General features: G+C 58.5%; 14 protein-coding genes and 2 pseudogenes. 10 read left to right on the plus strand and 6 right to left on the minus strand.

The window, feature by feature from the left end; all coding sequences use genetic code 11:
- Nucleotides 1-28 precede the first annotated feature (28 nt).
- Nucleotides 29-1,288 carry a tyrosine--tRNA ligase gene (gene tyrS, locus NVV72_17245; protein ID MCR6660990.1) on the minus strand — a complete coding sequence of 420 codons (1,260 nt, stop codon included), beginning with the start codon at nucleotides 1,286-1,288 and terminating at the stop codon, nucleotides 29-31.
- 82 nt (nucleotides 1,289-1,370) lie between these two features.
- On the opposite strand from tyrS, the pseudogene NVV72_17250 reads away from it, so the two are divergent.
- Nucleotides 1,371-2,503: pseudogene (locus NVV72_17250) on the plus strand (anhydro-N-acetylmuramic acid kinase).
- 46 nt (nucleotides 2,504-2,549) lie between these two features.
- Nucleotides 2,550-2,966, plus strand: coding sequence for a hypothetical protein (locus tag NVV72_17255; GenBank protein MCR6660991.1), 417 nt, complete (start codon nucleotides 2,550-2,552; stop codon nucleotides 2,964-2,966).
- A gap of 13 nt (nucleotides 2,967-2,979) precedes the next feature.
- On the opposite strand, the gene NVV72_17260 is transcribed toward NVV72_17255, so the two are convergent.
- Entirely contained in the window at nucleotides 2,980-3,630 is a 651-nt protein-coding gene (locus tag NVV72_17260; protein ID MCR6660992.1) for an alpha/beta hydrolase, read from the minus strand.
- Nucleotides 3,631-3,801: 171 nt separating this feature from the next.
- Between NVV72_17260 and NVV72_17265 the strand changes: the two genes are divergently transcribed.
- From NVV72_17265 to NVV72_17300, 8 genes and pseudogenes are all read left to right on the plus strand, one after another.
- The gene (locus NVV72_17265) at nucleotides 3,802-4,335 is read left to right on the plus strand and encodes an Rrf2 family transcriptional regulator (protein MCR6660993.1); all 534 of its coding nucleotides are present in this window, start codon (nucleotides 3,802-3,804) and stop codon (nucleotides 4,333-4,335) included.
- A gap of 3 nt (nucleotides 4,336-4,338) precedes the next feature.
- Nucleotides 4,339-5,448 (plus strand): aminotransferase class V-fold PLP-dependent enzyme, encoded by a 1,110-nt coding sequence (locus NVV72_17270; GenBank protein ID MCR6660994.1) that lies wholly within the window; start codon nucleotides 4,339-4,341, stop codon nucleotides 5,446-5,448.
- Nucleotides 5,448-6,914, plus strand: coding sequence for a Fe-S cluster assembly protein SufB (sufB, locus tag NVV72_17275; protein ID MCR6660995.1), 1,467 nt, complete (start codon nucleotides 5,448-5,450; stop codon nucleotides 6,912-6,914). Before NVV72_17270 ends, sufB begins: the two co-directional genes overlap by 1 nt.
- Before the next feature lie 12 nt (nucleotides 6,915-6,926).
- Nucleotides 6,927-7,677 (plus strand): annotated as a pseudogene (gene sufC / locus NVV72_17280) (Fe-S cluster assembly ATPase SufC).
- Nucleotides 7,677-8,744: a Fe-S cluster assembly protein SufD gene (gene sufD / locus NVV72_17285; protein MCR6660996.1), complete on the plus strand. Its 1,068-nt coding sequence runs from the start codon at nucleotides 7,677-7,679 to the stop codon at nucleotides 8,742-8,744. Before sufC ends, sufD begins: the two are co-directional and overlap by 1 nt.
- Entirely contained in the window at nucleotides 8,734-9,948 is a 1,215-nt protein-coding gene (locus NVV72_17290; GenBank protein MCR6660997.1) for a cysteine desulfurase, read from the plus strand. The genes sufD and NVV72_17290 overlap by 11 nt, the downstream gene beginning before the upstream one ends.
- Before the next feature lie 60 nt (nucleotides 9,949-10,008).
- Nucleotides 10,009-10,353 (plus strand): SUF system Fe-S cluster assembly protein, encoded by a 345-nt coding sequence (locus tag NVV72_17295; protein MCR6660998.1) that lies wholly within the window; start codon nucleotides 10,009-10,011, stop codon nucleotides 10,351-10,353.
- A 2-nt stretch (nucleotides 10,354-10,355) separates the two neighbouring features.
- Nucleotides 10,356-10,742 carry an iron-sulfur cluster assembly accessory protein gene (locus NVV72_17300; protein MCR6660999.1) on the plus strand — a complete coding sequence of 129 codons (387 nt, stop codon included), beginning with the start codon at nucleotides 10,356-10,358 and terminating at the stop codon, nucleotides 10,740-10,742.
- A gap of 152 nt (nucleotides 10,743-10,894) precedes the next feature.
- On the opposite strand, the gene NVV72_17305 is transcribed toward NVV72_17300, so the two are convergent.
- The 4 genes from NVV72_17305 to NVV72_17320 all read right to left on the minus strand — a co-directional run bounded on the left by NVV72_17305 (nucleotide 10,895) and on the right by NVV72_17320 (nucleotide 14,836).
- Nucleotides 10,895-11,299 (minus strand): hypothetical protein, encoded by a 405-nt coding sequence (locus NVV72_17305; protein MCR6661000.1) that lies wholly within the window; start codon nucleotides 11,297-11,299, stop codon nucleotides 10,895-10,897.
- Nucleotides 11,300-11,358: 59 nt separating this feature from the next.
- Nucleotides 11,359-12,102: a 1-acyl-sn-glycerol-3-phosphate acyltransferase gene (locus NVV72_17310; protein MCR6661001.1), complete on the minus strand. Its 744-nt coding sequence runs from the start codon at nucleotides 12,100-12,102 to the stop codon at nucleotides 11,359-11,361.
- A gap of 76 nt (nucleotides 12,103-12,178) precedes the next feature.
- Nucleotides 12,179-13,237 (minus strand): GGDEF domain-containing protein, encoded by a 1,059-nt coding sequence (locus NVV72_17315; GenBank protein MCR6661002.1) that lies wholly within the window; start codon nucleotides 13,235-13,237, stop codon nucleotides 12,179-12,181.
- 177 nt (nucleotides 13,238-13,414) lie between these two features.
- Nucleotides 13,415-14,836: a DEAD/DEAH box helicase gene (locus NVV72_17320; GenBank protein MCR6661003.1), complete on the minus strand. Its 1,422-nt coding sequence runs from the start codon at nucleotides 14,834-14,836 to the stop codon at nucleotides 13,415-13,417.
- Between the last annotated feature and the right edge of the window lie 138 nt (nucleotides 14,837-14,974).

The raw sequence follows: 14,974 nt of genomic DNA on the forward strand, positions 1-14,974 counted from the left end.
CCAGCCGGCCTGTTCATGTTGGGGGAAATCAGACTGGCCTGACCAGAACGATCTTCTTTTTGCCCTGCGAAATCTTGATGACGCCGTCCGCATTCAGGTCGGCTTTTGTCACCAGTTGATTGCCGTCAGTAATCGCTACATCATTGACGCGCAGGCCACCGCCCTGAGCCAGGCGACGCGCCTCGCCATTGGAGGCGGTCAGGCCGATGCGGGTGGCGAGGGCCGCCAGCATGATGCCTTCCTCCACGGTGGCCGTCTCGATTTCCACGGTAGGCAGGTCGGCCGACAGCACGCCCTGTTCGAAGGCTTTCTGGGCGGTGTCGCGGGCAATGACCGCGGCTTCGACGCCGTGGACCATTTTCGTCGCTTCATCGGCCAGGATCTTCTTGGCTTCGTTGATCTCGGCGCCTTCGAGCTTTTCAAGGCGGGCGATTTCGTCCATCGGCAAGGTGGTGAACAAGCGCAGGAAGCGGCCGACATCGGCGTCTTCGGTATTGCGCCAGTATTGCCAGTAGTCGTAGGCACTGAGCATGTCGGCATTGAGCCAGATGGCGCCGCCGACCGTCTTGCCCATCTTGCCGCCTGAGGCCGTGGTTAGCAAAGGCGTCGTCAGTCCGAATGCCGCCTTGGTATTCATCCGGCGGGTCAGTTCGACACCGTTGATTATATTGCCCCACTGATCCGAACCGCCCATTTGCAGGATGCAATTATATTTTTCGTTTAACTCACGGAAATCGACCGCCTGCATCAGCATGTAGTTGAATTCCAGGAAGGTCATCGGCTGTTCACGATCAAGCCGCAGCTTGACGGAATCGAAGGTCAGCATCCGGTTGATAGTGAAATATGTGCCGAAGGTGCGCAGGAACTCGACATAGCCGAATTGCGACAGCCAGTCGTCATTATTGACCATGATGGCGTCATTGTCGTCTTCCCCGAATTTCAGGAAATTGGCGAAAACGCGTTTGATGCCGTCCATGTTGGACTGGATCTGTGCGTCGGTCAGCAGCGGGCGTTGCGTGTCCTTGAAGGTCGGATCGCCCACCTTGGTGGTGCCGCCGCCCATCAGGACAATCGGCTTGTGACCGGTTTGCTGCAACCAGTAGAGCAGCATGATCTGAACCAAGGAGCCAGCGTGCAGAGATGACGCCGTGGCATCGAAGCCGATATAGCCGGTCATCATGCCCGCCGCCGCCAGGGTGTCGAGCGCTTCGGCGTCGGTACACTGATGGATGAAGCCGCGCTCTTGCAGTGTGCGCAGAAATTCGGATTTAAAGCTGTGTTCGGTCATGATAGCTATAACAGTGTCGAAGTTGGGCCGCCTGTGTGGCCTGATATGCAGCGCAACGTCAAGACATAAGAGGCCCCGGATGATGAAAGTGCTTGGTTTTATGACCGGAACCTCGCTGGATGGCGTCGATCTGGCTGTTCTTGAGACCGATGGTGAAACGCAAGTGGTTTTCGGCCCCTGGGCTGAATTGCCCATGCCGACCACGACGCGGGAGGTATTGGAAGCCGCAATCCAGGCGGCCCTGAAGTGGCCGCGCGGCGAAGCGGAGCCGGCCATCTTCAACCAGGCCCGGCAGGCGATTGTGAAGTGTCACTTTCAGGTGGCAAGCGATTTTCTAGAGGAGAACAGCCTGAGTTTCGCTGATTTCGACGTTCTGGGCGTCCATGGCCAGACGGTCCTGCACGAACGTCCGAAAGGGGGCGTCAGAGGGCGGACGGTTCAGCTTTTCGACGGCCAGGCTTTTGCCGACCTGACCGGTGTGCCCGTGGTTTGCGACTTCCGCCAGGCGGATATCGAAGCCGGCGGCGAGGCCGCCCCCTGATGCCGGTCTATCATCAAGCCTTGGTGGAAAATGCCGGCCTTGATTTGCCTCTGGTTGTCATCAATCTTGGCGGCGTGGCCAATATCACCATGATTTCCGACAGGGGGCTTGTGGCGATGGATACCGGTCCGGCGAATGGCCTGATGGATCAATGGATGCGACGCCACGGTCGCGGCGATTTCGATCATGAAGGGCGCATTGCCGCGACCGGCAAGGTTCATGACGATATCGTCGCGCAATATATGGCACACGAATTTTTCAAGGCGGCGGCGCCGAAGTCGCTCGATCGGTATGATTTTACTTTGCAAGCCATTGAAGGGCTGAGCTTCGAGGACGGCCTGGCCACGCTCAGCGCCTTTACCCTGCAAAGCCTTCTGGCGGGCATCGACCTGACCGGCGTTAAACCGAAAGCGGTTATCCTGGCTGGCGGCGGACGGCATAACCGGCATCTGGTCGACCAGATCAAGGCGGCCCTGGCGCCGGCGGAAGTACGGCTGGCCGAAGACCTGAACTGGCGCGGCGGCGCGCTGGAGGCAGAAGGGTTCGCCTATATGGCCGTGCGTTCGCTGAAAGGGCTGCCGATTTCCTTCCCCGGCACCACCGGTGTCAAAATGCCTCTAACCGGAGGACGTGTCAGTTATCCAAAAATACGCCATCAATCACTGGCGGGTTAGAGTGCATCTCAAAAATCAGATCGGAAAACGCTCCAGGAGACGGGATATGAGAATTGCACTTATAGCGGGCTTGCTGGCGCTGACGGCCTGTTCGCCGGTTAAACCGATATCGGACGCCTCTGTGGACGCCTCTGCGGCGGCTTCATTTGCGGAGAGCGCCTCAGCGTCTCTGGCGACCGAAGCCGTGTTATTGCCGCAAGCCTTCATCGGGCACTGGGATGCCAGTCTGGATGCGTGTAAGGCAACCAGCGATATGAAAGTGATCGTTACCCAGACGGAGCTGACTTTCTGGGAAAGCCGCGGGCTCATAAAGAGCGTCACCATCAACGGTCCGGACGAGGTGACGGTCAGGGCCGCCTTTTCCGGCGAAGGCGAGCAATGGGACCGCGCCATGCACATGGTGCTGGCTGATAACGGCCAGACCCTCAAGGTGGATGATACGGCGCGTGTCCGCTGCCCGTAATAACTGTCAGTAATTACTCGCTTTCGCCTGCCATGCGGCGGTCGATATAGGCACCGACGCGGCGCTCGACTTCCGGCAGTTGCTCGTTCCAGAAGTGATTGGCTTCCGGTACCACTTCCGAGGCGATGGTAATACCCTTCTGTGTCCGCAGCTTGGCCACCACGCGATCGACTTCGGCGGTCGGCACAATCGAATCGTTGCCACCATGCAGGAACATGCCGGAGGCCGGGCAGGGGGCCAGGAAGCTGAAATCATAGGCATTGGTCGGCGGCGATACCGAGATAAACCCATCGGTTTCGGGACGGCGCATCAGCAACTGCATGCCGATATAGGCGCCGAAATCATAACCGGCCACCCAGAATTGCGAGGCGGTCGGGTTCTTGGCCTGCAGCCAGTCCAGCGCCGTGGCGGCATCCGCCAGTTCGCCGATACCGGAATCGAATTCGCCCTGGCTCTTTTGCACGCCACGGAAATTGAAGCGCAGGACCGAAAAACCGCGCGTCATGAACAGGTGGAACAATTGCACCGTGACCGGATTATTCATGTGGCCGCCCGCCTTGGGGTGCGGATGCAGAATCAACGCGATCGGCGCATTCTCTGTCTTGCCGGCGCTGTAGCGGGCTTCGATGCGTCCGGCGGCGCCGGCCAGAATGACTTCGGGCATTCAATCACCTTGTAAAATCATAAAATTGTCATGTTGCGGCGCAAAATACTTGACTGCATTAGTCGGAATTATTACATTCCAACTCACACCGCCAAAGGCAGCAATTGCGCCTCTTAGCACAAAGATTTCTCTTTGCGCAGGTTTTTGAAACAAATCCGTACAGGATCCCTCATGCGCCTATCGACCAAAGGACGTTATGCGGTCATGGCCATGACCGACCTGGCGCTGAATGCGCAGGGGAGCGAAAAGGGTGGCCGTCCCATTTCCCTGTCGGAAATTTCCGAACGGCAGCAGATTTCACTCTCCTATCTGGAACAGTTGTTTGCCCGCCTGCGCAAGGCCGGACTGGTCAAAAGCGCGCGCGGCCCTGGCGGCGGCTATACGCTGGCGCGCGAAAGCAGTGCCTTGTTTGTTTCCGAAATCGTTCTGGCCGTCGATGAGCCGATCAAGGCTACCCGCTGTTCGATGACCTCCAACAAGCTGGGGGCCAACAAGCGCCTCACCAAGGACCAGGCGGTGCGTGAAATCGGCTGTATGCCGGGCGGCCAACGCTGCCTGACGCATAATCTGTGGGAAGACTTAGGGGTAGCCATTCATGACTACCTGTCACAGGTCTCGCTGGAAGATGTCATCCGTAAACGGACGCGCAAGACGGTCCGGATCGCGACGCCGGAAGCCGTATCTCCCCTGATGGTGGAGGCGTAGATTTTGGCGAACATCCTGTATCTTGACCACGCTGCGACCTCGCCGCTTCGCCTCGAAGCGCGTGACGCCTTGCTGCGTGCTGCGGATATGGGCGGCAATGCCTCGTCAGTGCATAGTCTGGGCCGTAAGGCCAAACTGACCCTGGAAGAGGCGCGCAATGATATTCTGGTGCGTGTCGGCGCCATCGGTATCGGCGGACTGGTCTTTACTTCTGGCGGGACGGAAGCCAATGCGCTGGCCTTGCATCAGGCGAAGGGTTACGATTACACAATTGTTTCCGCAGGCGAGCATGACAGCATCTATGGCGCGGTCTCCGAAGCTGTAATTGCGCCCCTGAAAGCCTCCGGCGAGATCGATCTGACTGCGCTGGAAACCTTGTTAGAACGCGATGGTCGACCGTTTGTCTCAATCATGCTGGCCAATAGCGAAACCGGCGTGATAAATGATGTCGCCAGGGCCGCGTCACTGGTCCACGCCCGTGGCGGCTGGCTGCATGTTGATGCCGTGCAGGCCCTGGGCAAGATCGCTATCGATTTCGCCGCATTGGGGGCGGATTCGCTGTCCTTTAGCGCGCACAAGATCGGTGGCGGGCAGGGTGTGGGCGCCTTGGTCTATAACCGCGACCATACGCCAAAAGCCCTGATCACTGGCAGCGGCCAGGAACTGGGTATGCGCGCCGGCACGGAAAATATCGCCGGCATTGCCGCCTTCGCGGCGGCGCTTAAGGCTTGCCACCCCGCCTCTGAAGATTTATGCGGCGCACAAAAAGCGGTCGAGATCGCGCTAAAGGCGCTCGGCGTCACCCTATTGGGTGAAGCGGCGGCGCGTGTGCCGGGCATTCTCTATATCGCGCAAGCGGATTGGGCGTCGAACCTGCAACTGATCCATATGGATATGGCGGGTATCTGCGTCAGTTCGGGCTCCGCCTGCTCGTCGGGCAAGGTGAAGTCGAGCCGTGTGGTCACAAATATGGGACGCCCCGATTTGGCGGATAAGGTGCTTCGGATCTCGGCCGGCTGGACGACAAAGGCAGAAGACTGGCAGCGTTTTTATGACGTCTGGTCAAAGGGTTATGAAGTGTATTTGAAGCGTCATGCGAAAGAACTGGTGTAATGGCTGCGGTTAAGGAAACCATCGAGACGGTCGCCGGGCTGGAAACCTACGAGCACGGCTTTGTCACCGATATTGAAATGGAGTTCGCCCCCAAGGGTTTGAGCGCCGATATTGTGCGCTTTATTTCCGCCAAGAAGAACGAGCCGGAATGGATGCTCGACATGCGTCTGGCCGCCTATGAGCGCTGGCTCACCATGGAGGAGCCGGACTGGGCCAAGGTCAATTACCAGAAGATCGACTATCAGGATCTCTACTACTACGCCGCGCCGAAGAAGAAGGACGGGCCGAAATCGCTCGACGAGATCGATCCGGAACTGCTGAAGACCTACGAGAAGCTGGGCATTCCGCTGAAGGAGCAGGAAGTCCTGGCGGGGGTTGTCGGCGCGCCGAAATATGCGGTTGATGCTGTTTTCGACTCGGTGTCGGTGGTCACCACCTTCAAGGATGAATTAAAAAAGCATGGCGTGATTTTCTGCGCCATTTCAGAGGCGTTGCGCGAATATCCTGATCTCGTGCGTCAATATCTGGGTTCGGTCGTGCCGGTGTCGGATAACTATTTCGCCGCCCTGAATGCCGCCGTCTTTTCCGATGGCTCGTTCGTCTATGTGCCGCCGGGCGTGCGCTGCCCGATGGAGCTGTCGACCTATTTCCGTATCAATGCTGAAAACACCGGTCAGTTTGAGCGCACCCTGATCATTGCCGATAAGGGCGCCTACGTCTCCTATCTCGAAGGCTGCACGGCGCCTCAGCGCGACGAAAATCAGCTTCACGCCGCCGTGGTCGAACTGGTGGCGCTGGATGATGCCGAGATCAAGTATTCGACCGTGCAGAACTGGTATCCGGGCGATGCCGAAGGCAAGGGCGGCATCTATAACTTTGTCACCAAGCGGGCCGATTGCCGTGGCGCGCGCTCCAAGGTGTCGTGGACCCAGGTGGAAACCGGCTCGGCCGTGACCTGGAAATATCCGTCCTGCATCCTGCGCGGCGATGAAAGTGTCGGTGAGTTTTACTCGATCGCCGTCACCAATGGCGCGCAGCAGGCCGATACCGGCACCAAGATGATCCACCTGGGCAAGAACACCAAGTCGCGCATCATTTCCAAAGGGGTATCGGCGGGGAAATCGTCCAACACCTATCGCGGCCTTGTTTCGGCGCATGCAAAAGCGTCTGGCGCGCGCAACTTTACCCAGTGCGACAGCCTGCTGATCGGCAAGACCTGTGCCGCTCACACCGTGCCCTATGTCGAGAGCGATACGGCCAGGGCGCAGTTCGAGCACGAGGCGACAACGACCCGCCTGAGCGAGGATCAACTGTTCTACGCCATGCAGCGCGGCCTGTCGCAGGAAGAGGCGGTGGCCTTGCTGGTCAACGGTTTCGTGCGCGATGTGTTGCAGGAACTGCCGATGGAATTCGCCGTTGAGGCACAAAAACTGGTAGCCATCAGCCTCGAAGGCTCGGTGGGTTAGGAATTGACTATTATGCTTTCGATCAAAGACTTATCCGTCGCTGTTGACACCAAGCAAATACTGAAAGGCCTGTCGCTCGACGTGCCGGCTGGCGAAGTGCATGCCATCATGGGGCCGAATGGCGCTGGCAAGTCGACGCTCGGCTATGCACTGGCCGGCCGTCCGAACTATGAAATCAAAGGCGGCAATGTCGTGTTCAACGGCGAAGATCTGCTCGACAAGGGTGTGCATGAACGCGCGGCCGCCGGGCTCTATCTCAGCTTCCAGTATCCGCTGGAAATCCCCGGTGTGCCGGCCCTGACTTTCCTGCGCACGGCGCTCAATGCGCAAAAGAAGCTGCGCGGTGAGGCCGAGGTCTCCGCGCCGGAATTTCTCAAGCGCGTGCGTGAGGTCGCCAAGACCCTGAAGATCGACATGGAGATGCTGAAGCGTCCGCTCAATGTCGGCTTTTCCGGCGGCGAAAAAGAAGCGCATGGAAGTGCTGCAAATGGCGTTGCTGGAGCCGAAGTTCCTGATCCTCGACGAAACCGATTCCGGCCTCGATATTGATGCGCTGAAGGTCGTCTCGGATGGCGTCAATGCTTTGCGCGCGCTCGATCGCGGTATGCTGGTCATCACCCACTATCAACGGTTGCTCGATCACATAAAGCCAGACCGCGTCCATGTGCTGGTGGCCGGTAAGATCGTCCGTTCGGGCGGTCCGGAACTGGCGCTGGAACTGGAAGCCCACGGCTACGACCAGTACCTGGGGGAAGCGGCGTAATGTTGCCAGCGCTGGACATCTTTGATCCGTCGTCCTACCCGACGCGCCGCGACGAGGAATGGAAATATTCCGACCTTAGTCGCGTGCTGCGCGACGCGCCCAAGAAGGCGATGGTCGTCCGCACGCTTTCAGAACTGGAAGCGGAGCCGGATGGCTTTGTCTATTTTCCCGCCGATGAAGCCGGTTTCGAAGGTCTGCAAGCCGCGGCCGATTTCGCCATGCAGAAGGCGCACGGACGCCTCTATATCGATGGCAATGACTTCGGCGACGAGGACGGCTATCTCGGTTATCAAGGCCGTGGTGAAATCAACCTCGCCGCCGGCCAGGAACTGGTGGTCTTCGAGGACTATACCGGCGCTTTCGATTACGCCGTCCACAGCCACCTGCGTTTTACCCTGGCCGAAGGCGCGAAGCTGACGCGCGTGGTGATCCTGGACGAGCCGGAAACGGCCGTCTCTGTGCGCCAGTCAATGGTTGAGGCCGCGCCGAATAGTGTCTTCAAGCAATATGTCTTTTCATCGGGCGCGAAGTTCCAGCGCTTCGAGACGCACGTAAGTCATGCCGGTCACGGCGCGGTTGTCGAAATGAACGGCGCCTACCTGCTGAAGGACAAGCGTCATTTCGATTACACTACGCGTGTGACGCACGGCCAGATCAATGGCGTGACGGCTCAACTGGTCAAAGGACTGGTCAAGGACACCGCTACCGGCGTTTTTCAGGGCCGCATCCTGGTTGAAAAGGGCGCGGACGGCACCGATGCCCGGATGCGCCATCAGGCCCTGATCCTGAACGACGGTGCCCACATCCGCGCCAAGCCGGAACTGGAAATCTATGCTGATGACGTGCAGTGCGCCCACGGCAATACGATCGGCGCACTGGACGAAGAGGCGCTTTTCTTCTGTGAAAGCCGCGGCATTCCGGAAGAGACGGCGCGCGCCATGCTGACCCATGCCTTTGTCCTGCCGGTGGCCGATGCCATAGAGGATGAGGTATTGCGCGAAACCGTGTTGAATTTCCTGGAGAATGCGTCGGAGAGTTTTCATTCGGGAGTTGGGCATGCCCTTTGACGTTGAAAAGGCCCGCGCCGATTTCCCGATCCTGTCGCGCGAGATCAAGGGCAAGCCTCTGGTCTATCTTGACAGCGGCGCTTCGGCGCAGAAGCCCAATGCGGTGATCGATGCCATGTCGCACGCCATGCGGCACTCTTACGCCAACGTGCATCGTGGCTTGCATACCCTGGCCAACGAGACAACCGACGCCTACGAAGCTGGCCGTGAGACCGTGGCACGCTTCATCGGCGCGCAGACCAACGAAATTATCTTCACCAAGGCGGCGACGGAATCGATCAACCTGGTCGCCAATAGCTGGGGCAAAAGCCTGCAAGCCGGTGACGTGATCCTGACTACCGAGATGGAGCACCACGCCAATATCGTGCCTTGGTACATGCTGGCAGAGCGCAAGGGCGTGAAGCTGGTCTATGTGCCAATCCTGGATGACGGCTCACTCGACATGGCCGCCTTCGATCAACTGTTGACACCGCAGGTCAAACTGGTTTGCGTCGCCCACATGTCAAACGTGCTGGGCACGATCAATCCGATTGCCGATATCATTGCCAGGGCCCATGCGGTGGGTGCGAAAGTCATGGTCGATGGTTGCCAGGGCGTGGTCCATCTGCCGGTGGATGTGAAAGCGCTCGATGCTGACTTCTACGCCTTTTCGGCGCACAAGCTTTATGGCCCGACGGGGCTCGGCGTGCTCTATGCCAAGGCAGAGCTGCTCGAGGCCATGCCGCCTTGGCAAGGCGGCGGCGAGATGATCGCGCACGTCACCAAAGAGAAGATCACCTGGAACGAACCGCCGCATCGCTTCGAAGCCGGGACACCTGCCATCCTTGAAGTGATTGGCCTCAAGGCTGCCATCGATTGGCTGTCGCAATTTGACCGCGCCGAGGTAATCGCCCATGAACATGCGCTGTATCAACGTGCGCATGACGCCCTGACACAGATCAATAGCTTGCGTGTCCACGGTGAGGCATCGGGCAAGGGATCGATCCTGACCTTTTCGCTCGGCCAAGCCCATGCCCACGACGTGGCGCAGATCCTCGACCGCTACAATGTCGCCGTGCGGGCCGGCACGCACTGCGCCGAACCTTTGATGACCCGACTGGGCATGACCTCTACCGTTCGCGCCTCTATCGCCCTATATAATACGGAAGCCGAGATCGATGTCCTGGCCGAGGCTGTCGCCAAAGCCCAGTCCTTCTTTGCGTAAAGTGTGAGCCTCATGACCGAAGCTGTTGAATCACAAGAGTCCTTATTTAGCCTGGATGAGATGGGCGCCAACCAGCCGTCGGCCCTCGCGCAGGAAGAACTGACGCGTCTGACAGATGACCTGATCGCGGCCTTCAAGACGGTCTTCGATCCGGAAATTCCGGTCGATATCTATGAACTCGGCTTGATCTATCGTGTTGATGTGTCGGATGATCGTGATGTGGTTGTGGATATGACCCTGACGGCGCCGGGCTGCCCGGTGGCCGGCGAAATGCCGGGATGGGTCAAGGAAGCCGTCATGACCGTCAAGGGCGTGCGCGACTGCGATGTCAACCTGGTGTTCGATCCGCCCTGGGATTCGTCGAAGATGAGCGACGAGGCCAAGCTGCAATTGAATATGTTCTGATCATGGATATTCAAGTTACCCCTCGTCAGCGCCGCCCGCGTCCTGCCGTTGTCTCCCTGACTGACGCGGCCGCCGCGCAGGTCAAGGCCATCATGGCGAAAGCCGACAAGCCCTATGCCGGCCTTCGGGTGGGTGTGAAACAGGGCGGTTGCGCGGGGCAGGAATATGTACTGTCCTATGCCGAGGAGGTCGGGCCGATCGATGAGGTCGTCACCGACAAGGGCGTGACGATCCTGATCGAGCCCAAGGCCGTGCTCTATCTGGTCGGTACGGTGATCGATTACGAGACGACCAAACTGGCCTCGAAATTCGTGTTCAAAAATCCGAATGAAACCGATGCCTGCGGTTGCGGCGAGAGTGTGACGATCAAACCCGTTACCGCCGACTAACGCCGCAACCGCAAATTTGTACTGGAATGGGGGTTGCGGCGAGAGTGTGACGATCAAACCCGTTAATGCTGACTAACCGCCGCAAACGCTAATTTTAATTGGAATGGAGCTGCGGCGAGAACGTAACGATCAAACCTGCGGAAGGCGGATGGTCAACCGCAGGCGCGTTTGGCTGTATCTTCTTGCAGCCAGGTCAACGCGTCGTCCAGCGAGTCGAAGGATTCCCTGATGTCATGCGGGAATAGGCCGTTAACGGTATGTACGCGCCGGGCATCCAGAGGGTTGTTGACGATGATCGCTGCCTTCAGGCTGTAATTAATGCCTCGTGTGCGGTCTTCCCACCAGACGGCGAAGCGCTCAAGTTCATTGACAGCGACCAGCCCATCAGAGCGGCGGTAATCCAGAAGACGATCGTACAGCCAAGGTTCTGCGAGGCTGGCATAGGTCTCGATCCACTTGTCAATCAGGGCCTGGCTGTCAATATCGCCGCTGATATTGAAAACGATCAGATGCTGATCTTCATCAACACGGGCGCTGATACGAAAGCCGCGAGACATAAGAAACTCCATGATCCACCGGGACGGCTGATCATAGGCTGCGACCTTTAAAAAGAGACTTAATCGCTCACCAGTACTGAAGCTGCGAGCGGCTGACCTGTCGCCTCGCTGATCAATGCCTGGGAGCGTGCCTCGATCCGATAGCGCAGGGTGGCAAGGAATTCGTCCTTGCCCATGCCCGGCGGTATCGGCTCCAGAAATTCCAGGATGGCCGTGCCCGGTGTCTTCTTGTAATGATCTTCCTGCCAGAACAGCCCCAGATTGGTGGCAACCGGTACTACGGACATATTGAAGTTGTTCATCATGTGCCACACGCCGGAACGATAACGACGATAGGTGCCGGGCGCGTTCAGATGGCCTTCCGGATAGATGAGGATACTGCGACCGTCCTTTGCGGCATCGGCGGAACGGCTGGCCAAATTCTTGCGCGCTTCGATACCACCGCAGTTATTGACGACAATGGCGCCCAGCTTGGAGAGGAGGGTGCTCATAAGCGGAAATTTTTCAAGATGATCACCGGTTACGAAGGCCAGGTCATCGAACTGAGAGTAGATGCAGAAGCCATCGCCCCAGCTATGATGCTTGCAGGCGAAGATTACTGGCTGCGCCGGAATATGTTCGCGGCCGCGGACCTCCAGCCGGATGCCGGCGAAAATCCGCATCGCCTGCACCATACGACGCGTGTAGCGCTGGATAATCCATTTGACCGGTTTGCGCCCTGGGAAAAGCGTCAGAACCAGCGCCATCAGGCTGTAGGTAACTGACAAAAACCAGTAGGCGACGGCAAACAGAAAGCTGCGCATGACAGACATACCCCAAATTGACAACGCCACTTGAACAGTGTTCAAGTGGCGTTGTCAATGGAAATTCAGGGCAGGCTTAAGCCGCGTTGGAATCCGATTTAAGTGACTCGGCAATGGTCACCTTGTTGCGGCCGTTATTTTTAGACGTATAGAGCGCCTTGTCGGCCCGATCGAGCAGGTCGAAGGAATCCTCGGCATATTCGCGCTGAGCGATGCCGGCGGAGATGGTGACGGTGCCCAGGTCTTCGTTGGTGGAGCGGCGCTTCAACACGCGCGAAGCGATTTCGGTACGCGCTTCGTTAAGCAAGCGCTCGACCGTATCACAGGTTTCACCAGGGAAGAGCAGGCCGAATTCCTCGCCACCGTAACGAGCGGCCAGGCGTGGCGGACGGCCAATACGGGCCAGGACCGAGGCGACATAACGCAGAACCTGGTCGCCGGTCTGGTGGCCCCAGGTGTCGTTGAAGCGCTTGAAATGATCGATATCGATGACGGCCAGGGTGAGCGGGCTGGAAATATCGTTGCTTTCGCAGTGACGATCCAGGGCCTCGTCAAATGACTTGCGATTTGCCAGGTTTGTCAGAGCATCGGTCATTGCCTCCATGCGCACCTGATCCAGGTGCTTGCGGAGACGATTGACCTCGCGCGAGGATTCCGTGAGACGGCCTTCCAGCAGGGAATGGTGATCGAGAACAGTCGTGGTGGCTTCCGCCAGGCTGTCGATCAGGCTCTTGAGCGCGACGGCCTCAACCTCGCTCATCGACTTGCGGGCACCCTCCAGGGTTTCGCCATAGGTCTTCTGCGCCTGCTGGGCTTCGACGATGACTTCGGTGATGGACGCCAGTTCGCGGGTCAGCTTCAGGCCGGCATCGCGTACTTCATCGTTCAGCTTCAGACGGGCAATGAACTTGCTGGCCAGGCTTTCGGAAATATCTTCGGTAATGGTTTCACCGGCGGCCACCAGCCGCTGGATTTCCTGTGCCAGAGGGCATTCCGGATCGCCGGCGACATAAAGCCAGATCTCATAGTTGAGCGGGGTCGGCCAAACGCCGTGGTCCTGCATCAGGCGCAAGGCTTCGCCGGCTAGGGCATAGGCGGCAGGACTTCTTACGCTGATCTCTATGTCGTTGTTCATTCGTTCTTCTGGCCCCCTTTCAGGGACCTTCCCTGGCGGTCTCGTGCGACCTGATTCTTCGGGACGCATCTGCACCTTAAACGAACTTCTCTGACAGGCGGTTAACAGCCGGAATACAAATGCTGTAAAAATTAGTCCTTCAGAGGCGTTGCCCGCATTAAAAATGCCGGCATGTGATCACCAAAAAGGCGTGTCATTTGATGACTTGGGCTTTGATTTTTCTTCGTATTTTTCTTTCTTGCCCGTGCGGCGCGCAGCCTTGGCGGGCCGCGCCTCCTGTATATCCGGCGCCGAAATTATTTCTTCGGAAATCGGCTTTTTTTCTGCCTTAACCGGCTCGACCGGGGCAGATTGCGGAGCTGAGCGTTCGCGGGGCTTGTGATCACGCTGCGGCCTACCCCTGGTTTTGCCTGATTCGCGGCGAGGTTGCCGTGAGCCATCGCGCGGCGCATCGCTGAGTGCCGAATAATCGACATCAAGCTCAAGACCGGTCGGCTCTTTCTTGATGAGCTTGACGACCTTGTCATAGTTTTTCTCATCATGTGGCGACAGCAGCAGATAGGTTTCGCCTGTCCGGCCCGCGCGGCCTGTACGGCCGATCCGATGGACATAATCGTCGGCGTGAATTGGGGCATCAAAGTTGAAAACATGTCCCACCGCCGGGATATCCAGGCCGCGGGCGGCGACATCCGAAGCCACCAGCAGGGTCAGTTCGCCCTTGCGGAAAGCATCGAGCGTCTTCATGCGCAGCGACTGGTCCAGGTCGCCGTGGATCGGCGCCGCATTAAAACCGTGAACGCTCAGGGACTTGGCAACGATATCGACATCGGTCTTGCGATTGCAGAACACGATCCCGTTCTGGATATCCAGGGTCTTGAGCAGGGCGCGCAGGGCGATCCGCTTGGCCTTTACGTCCTTGTGCGGCACGCGCAGCACGTACTGGGTGATGTTTTCGTTGGTTGTGGCCGGGCGGGAAACCTCGATGCGGACCGGATTTTTCAGGAAGGCTTCGGTCAGGCGGGTAATTTCCGGCGGCATGGTGGCCGAGAAGAACAGGGTCTGGCGCGTGGGCGGGGTTAGCTTGAAGATGCGCTCGATATCTGGAATGAAGCCCATGTCGAGCATCCGGTCGGCTTCATCGACCACCATCATGGTGACGCCATTGAGCATGACCTTCGAGCGCTCGAAAAGGTCAAGCAGACGACCCGGCGTGGCGATCAGCACATCAACACCCTTATCGAGCTTGGCCACCTGGTCGGCCATAGAGACGCCGCCGATCAGCAGAGCCCAGTTCAGCTTGTGGTACTTGGCGTATTTCTCGAAGGCTTCGGCGACCTGGTCGGCCAACTCCCGCGTCGGCTCCAGCACGATCGCGCGCGGCATACGGGCGCGGGAACGGCCGGCGGCCAGCTTTTCGATCATCGGAAGGGTAAAGGCGGCAGTCTTGCCGGTGCCGGTCTGGGCAATACCAAGGACATCGAGGCCGGTCATGGCCACCGGAATGGCCTGTCCCTGAATAGGGGTAGGGGTATCGTAGCCGGTTTCGGCAACAGCCTTGAGGACCTGTTCGCTCAGGCCCAGATCGGAGAATTTCGTCATGACACTCTTTGAATGGAATGCATTTCCATCCGGGCAAGCGATCTTACGGGGCTGGGAATGCGGCGCGCCGATCGTGGCGCAATAGATGGGCGGCCGGTGTCCGCGAACTGGAGCAAGGCTCAGACGCAGACACGCGCG

Source organism: Asticcacaulis sp. (assembly GCA_024707255.1).
In the GTDB taxonomy this organism is placed as follows: Bacteria; Pseudomonadota; Alphaproteobacteria; order Caulobacterales; family Caulobacteraceae; genus Asticcacaulis.

Bases quoted from the DNA above. Each gene is read 5' to 3' on its own strand.
- tyrS (MCR6660990.1), bottom strand. From the start codon at position 1,288: ATGACCGAACACAGCTTTAAATCCGAATTTCTGCGCACACTGCAAGAG.
- NVV72_17255 (MCR6660991.1), top strand. From the start codon at position 2,550: ATGAGAATTGCACTTATAGCGGGCTTGCTGGCGCTGACGGCCTGTTCG.
- NVV72_17260 (MCR6660992.1), bottom strand. From the start codon at position 3,630: ATGCCCGAAGTCATTCTGGCCGGCGCCGCCGGACGCATCGAAGCCCGC.
- NVV72_17265 (MCR6660993.1), top strand. From the start codon at position 3,802: ATGCGCCTATCGACCAAAGGACGTTATGCGGTCATGGCCATGACCGAC.
- sufB (MCR6660995.1), top strand. From the start codon at position 5,448: ATGGCTGCGGTTAAGGAAACCATCGAGACGGTCGCCGGGCTGGAAACC.
- sufD (MCR6660996.1), top strand. From the start codon at position 7,677: ATGTTGCCAGCGCTGGACATCTTTGATCCGTCGTCCTACCCGACGCGC.
- NVV72_17290 (MCR6660997.1), top strand. From the start codon at position 8,734: ATGCCCTTTGACGTTGAAAAGGCCCGCGCCGATTTCCCGATCCTGTCG.
- NVV72_17295 (MCR6660998.1), top strand. From the start codon at position 10,009: ATGGGCGCCAACCAGCCGTCGGCCCTCGCGCAGGAAGAACTGACGCGT.
- NVV72_17300 (MCR6660999.1), top strand. From the start codon at position 10,356: ATGGATATTCAAGTTACCCCTCGTCAGCGCCGCCCGCGTCCTGCCGTT.
- NVV72_17305 (MCR6661000.1), bottom strand. From the start codon at position 11,299: ATGTCTCGCGGCTTTCGTATCAGCGCCCGTGTTGATGAAGATCAGCAT.
- NVV72_17310 (MCR6661001.1), bottom strand. From the start codon at position 12,102: ATGCGCAGCTTTCTGTTTGCCGTCGCCTACTGGTTTTTGTCAGTTACC.
- NVV72_17315 (MCR6661002.1), bottom strand. From the start codon at position 13,237: ATGAACAACGACATAGAGATCAGCGTAAGAAGTCCTGCCGCCTATGCC.
- NVV72_17320 (MCR6661003.1), bottom strand. From the start codon at position 14,836: ATGACGAAATTCTCCGATCTGGGCCTGAGCGAACAGGTCCTCAAGGCT.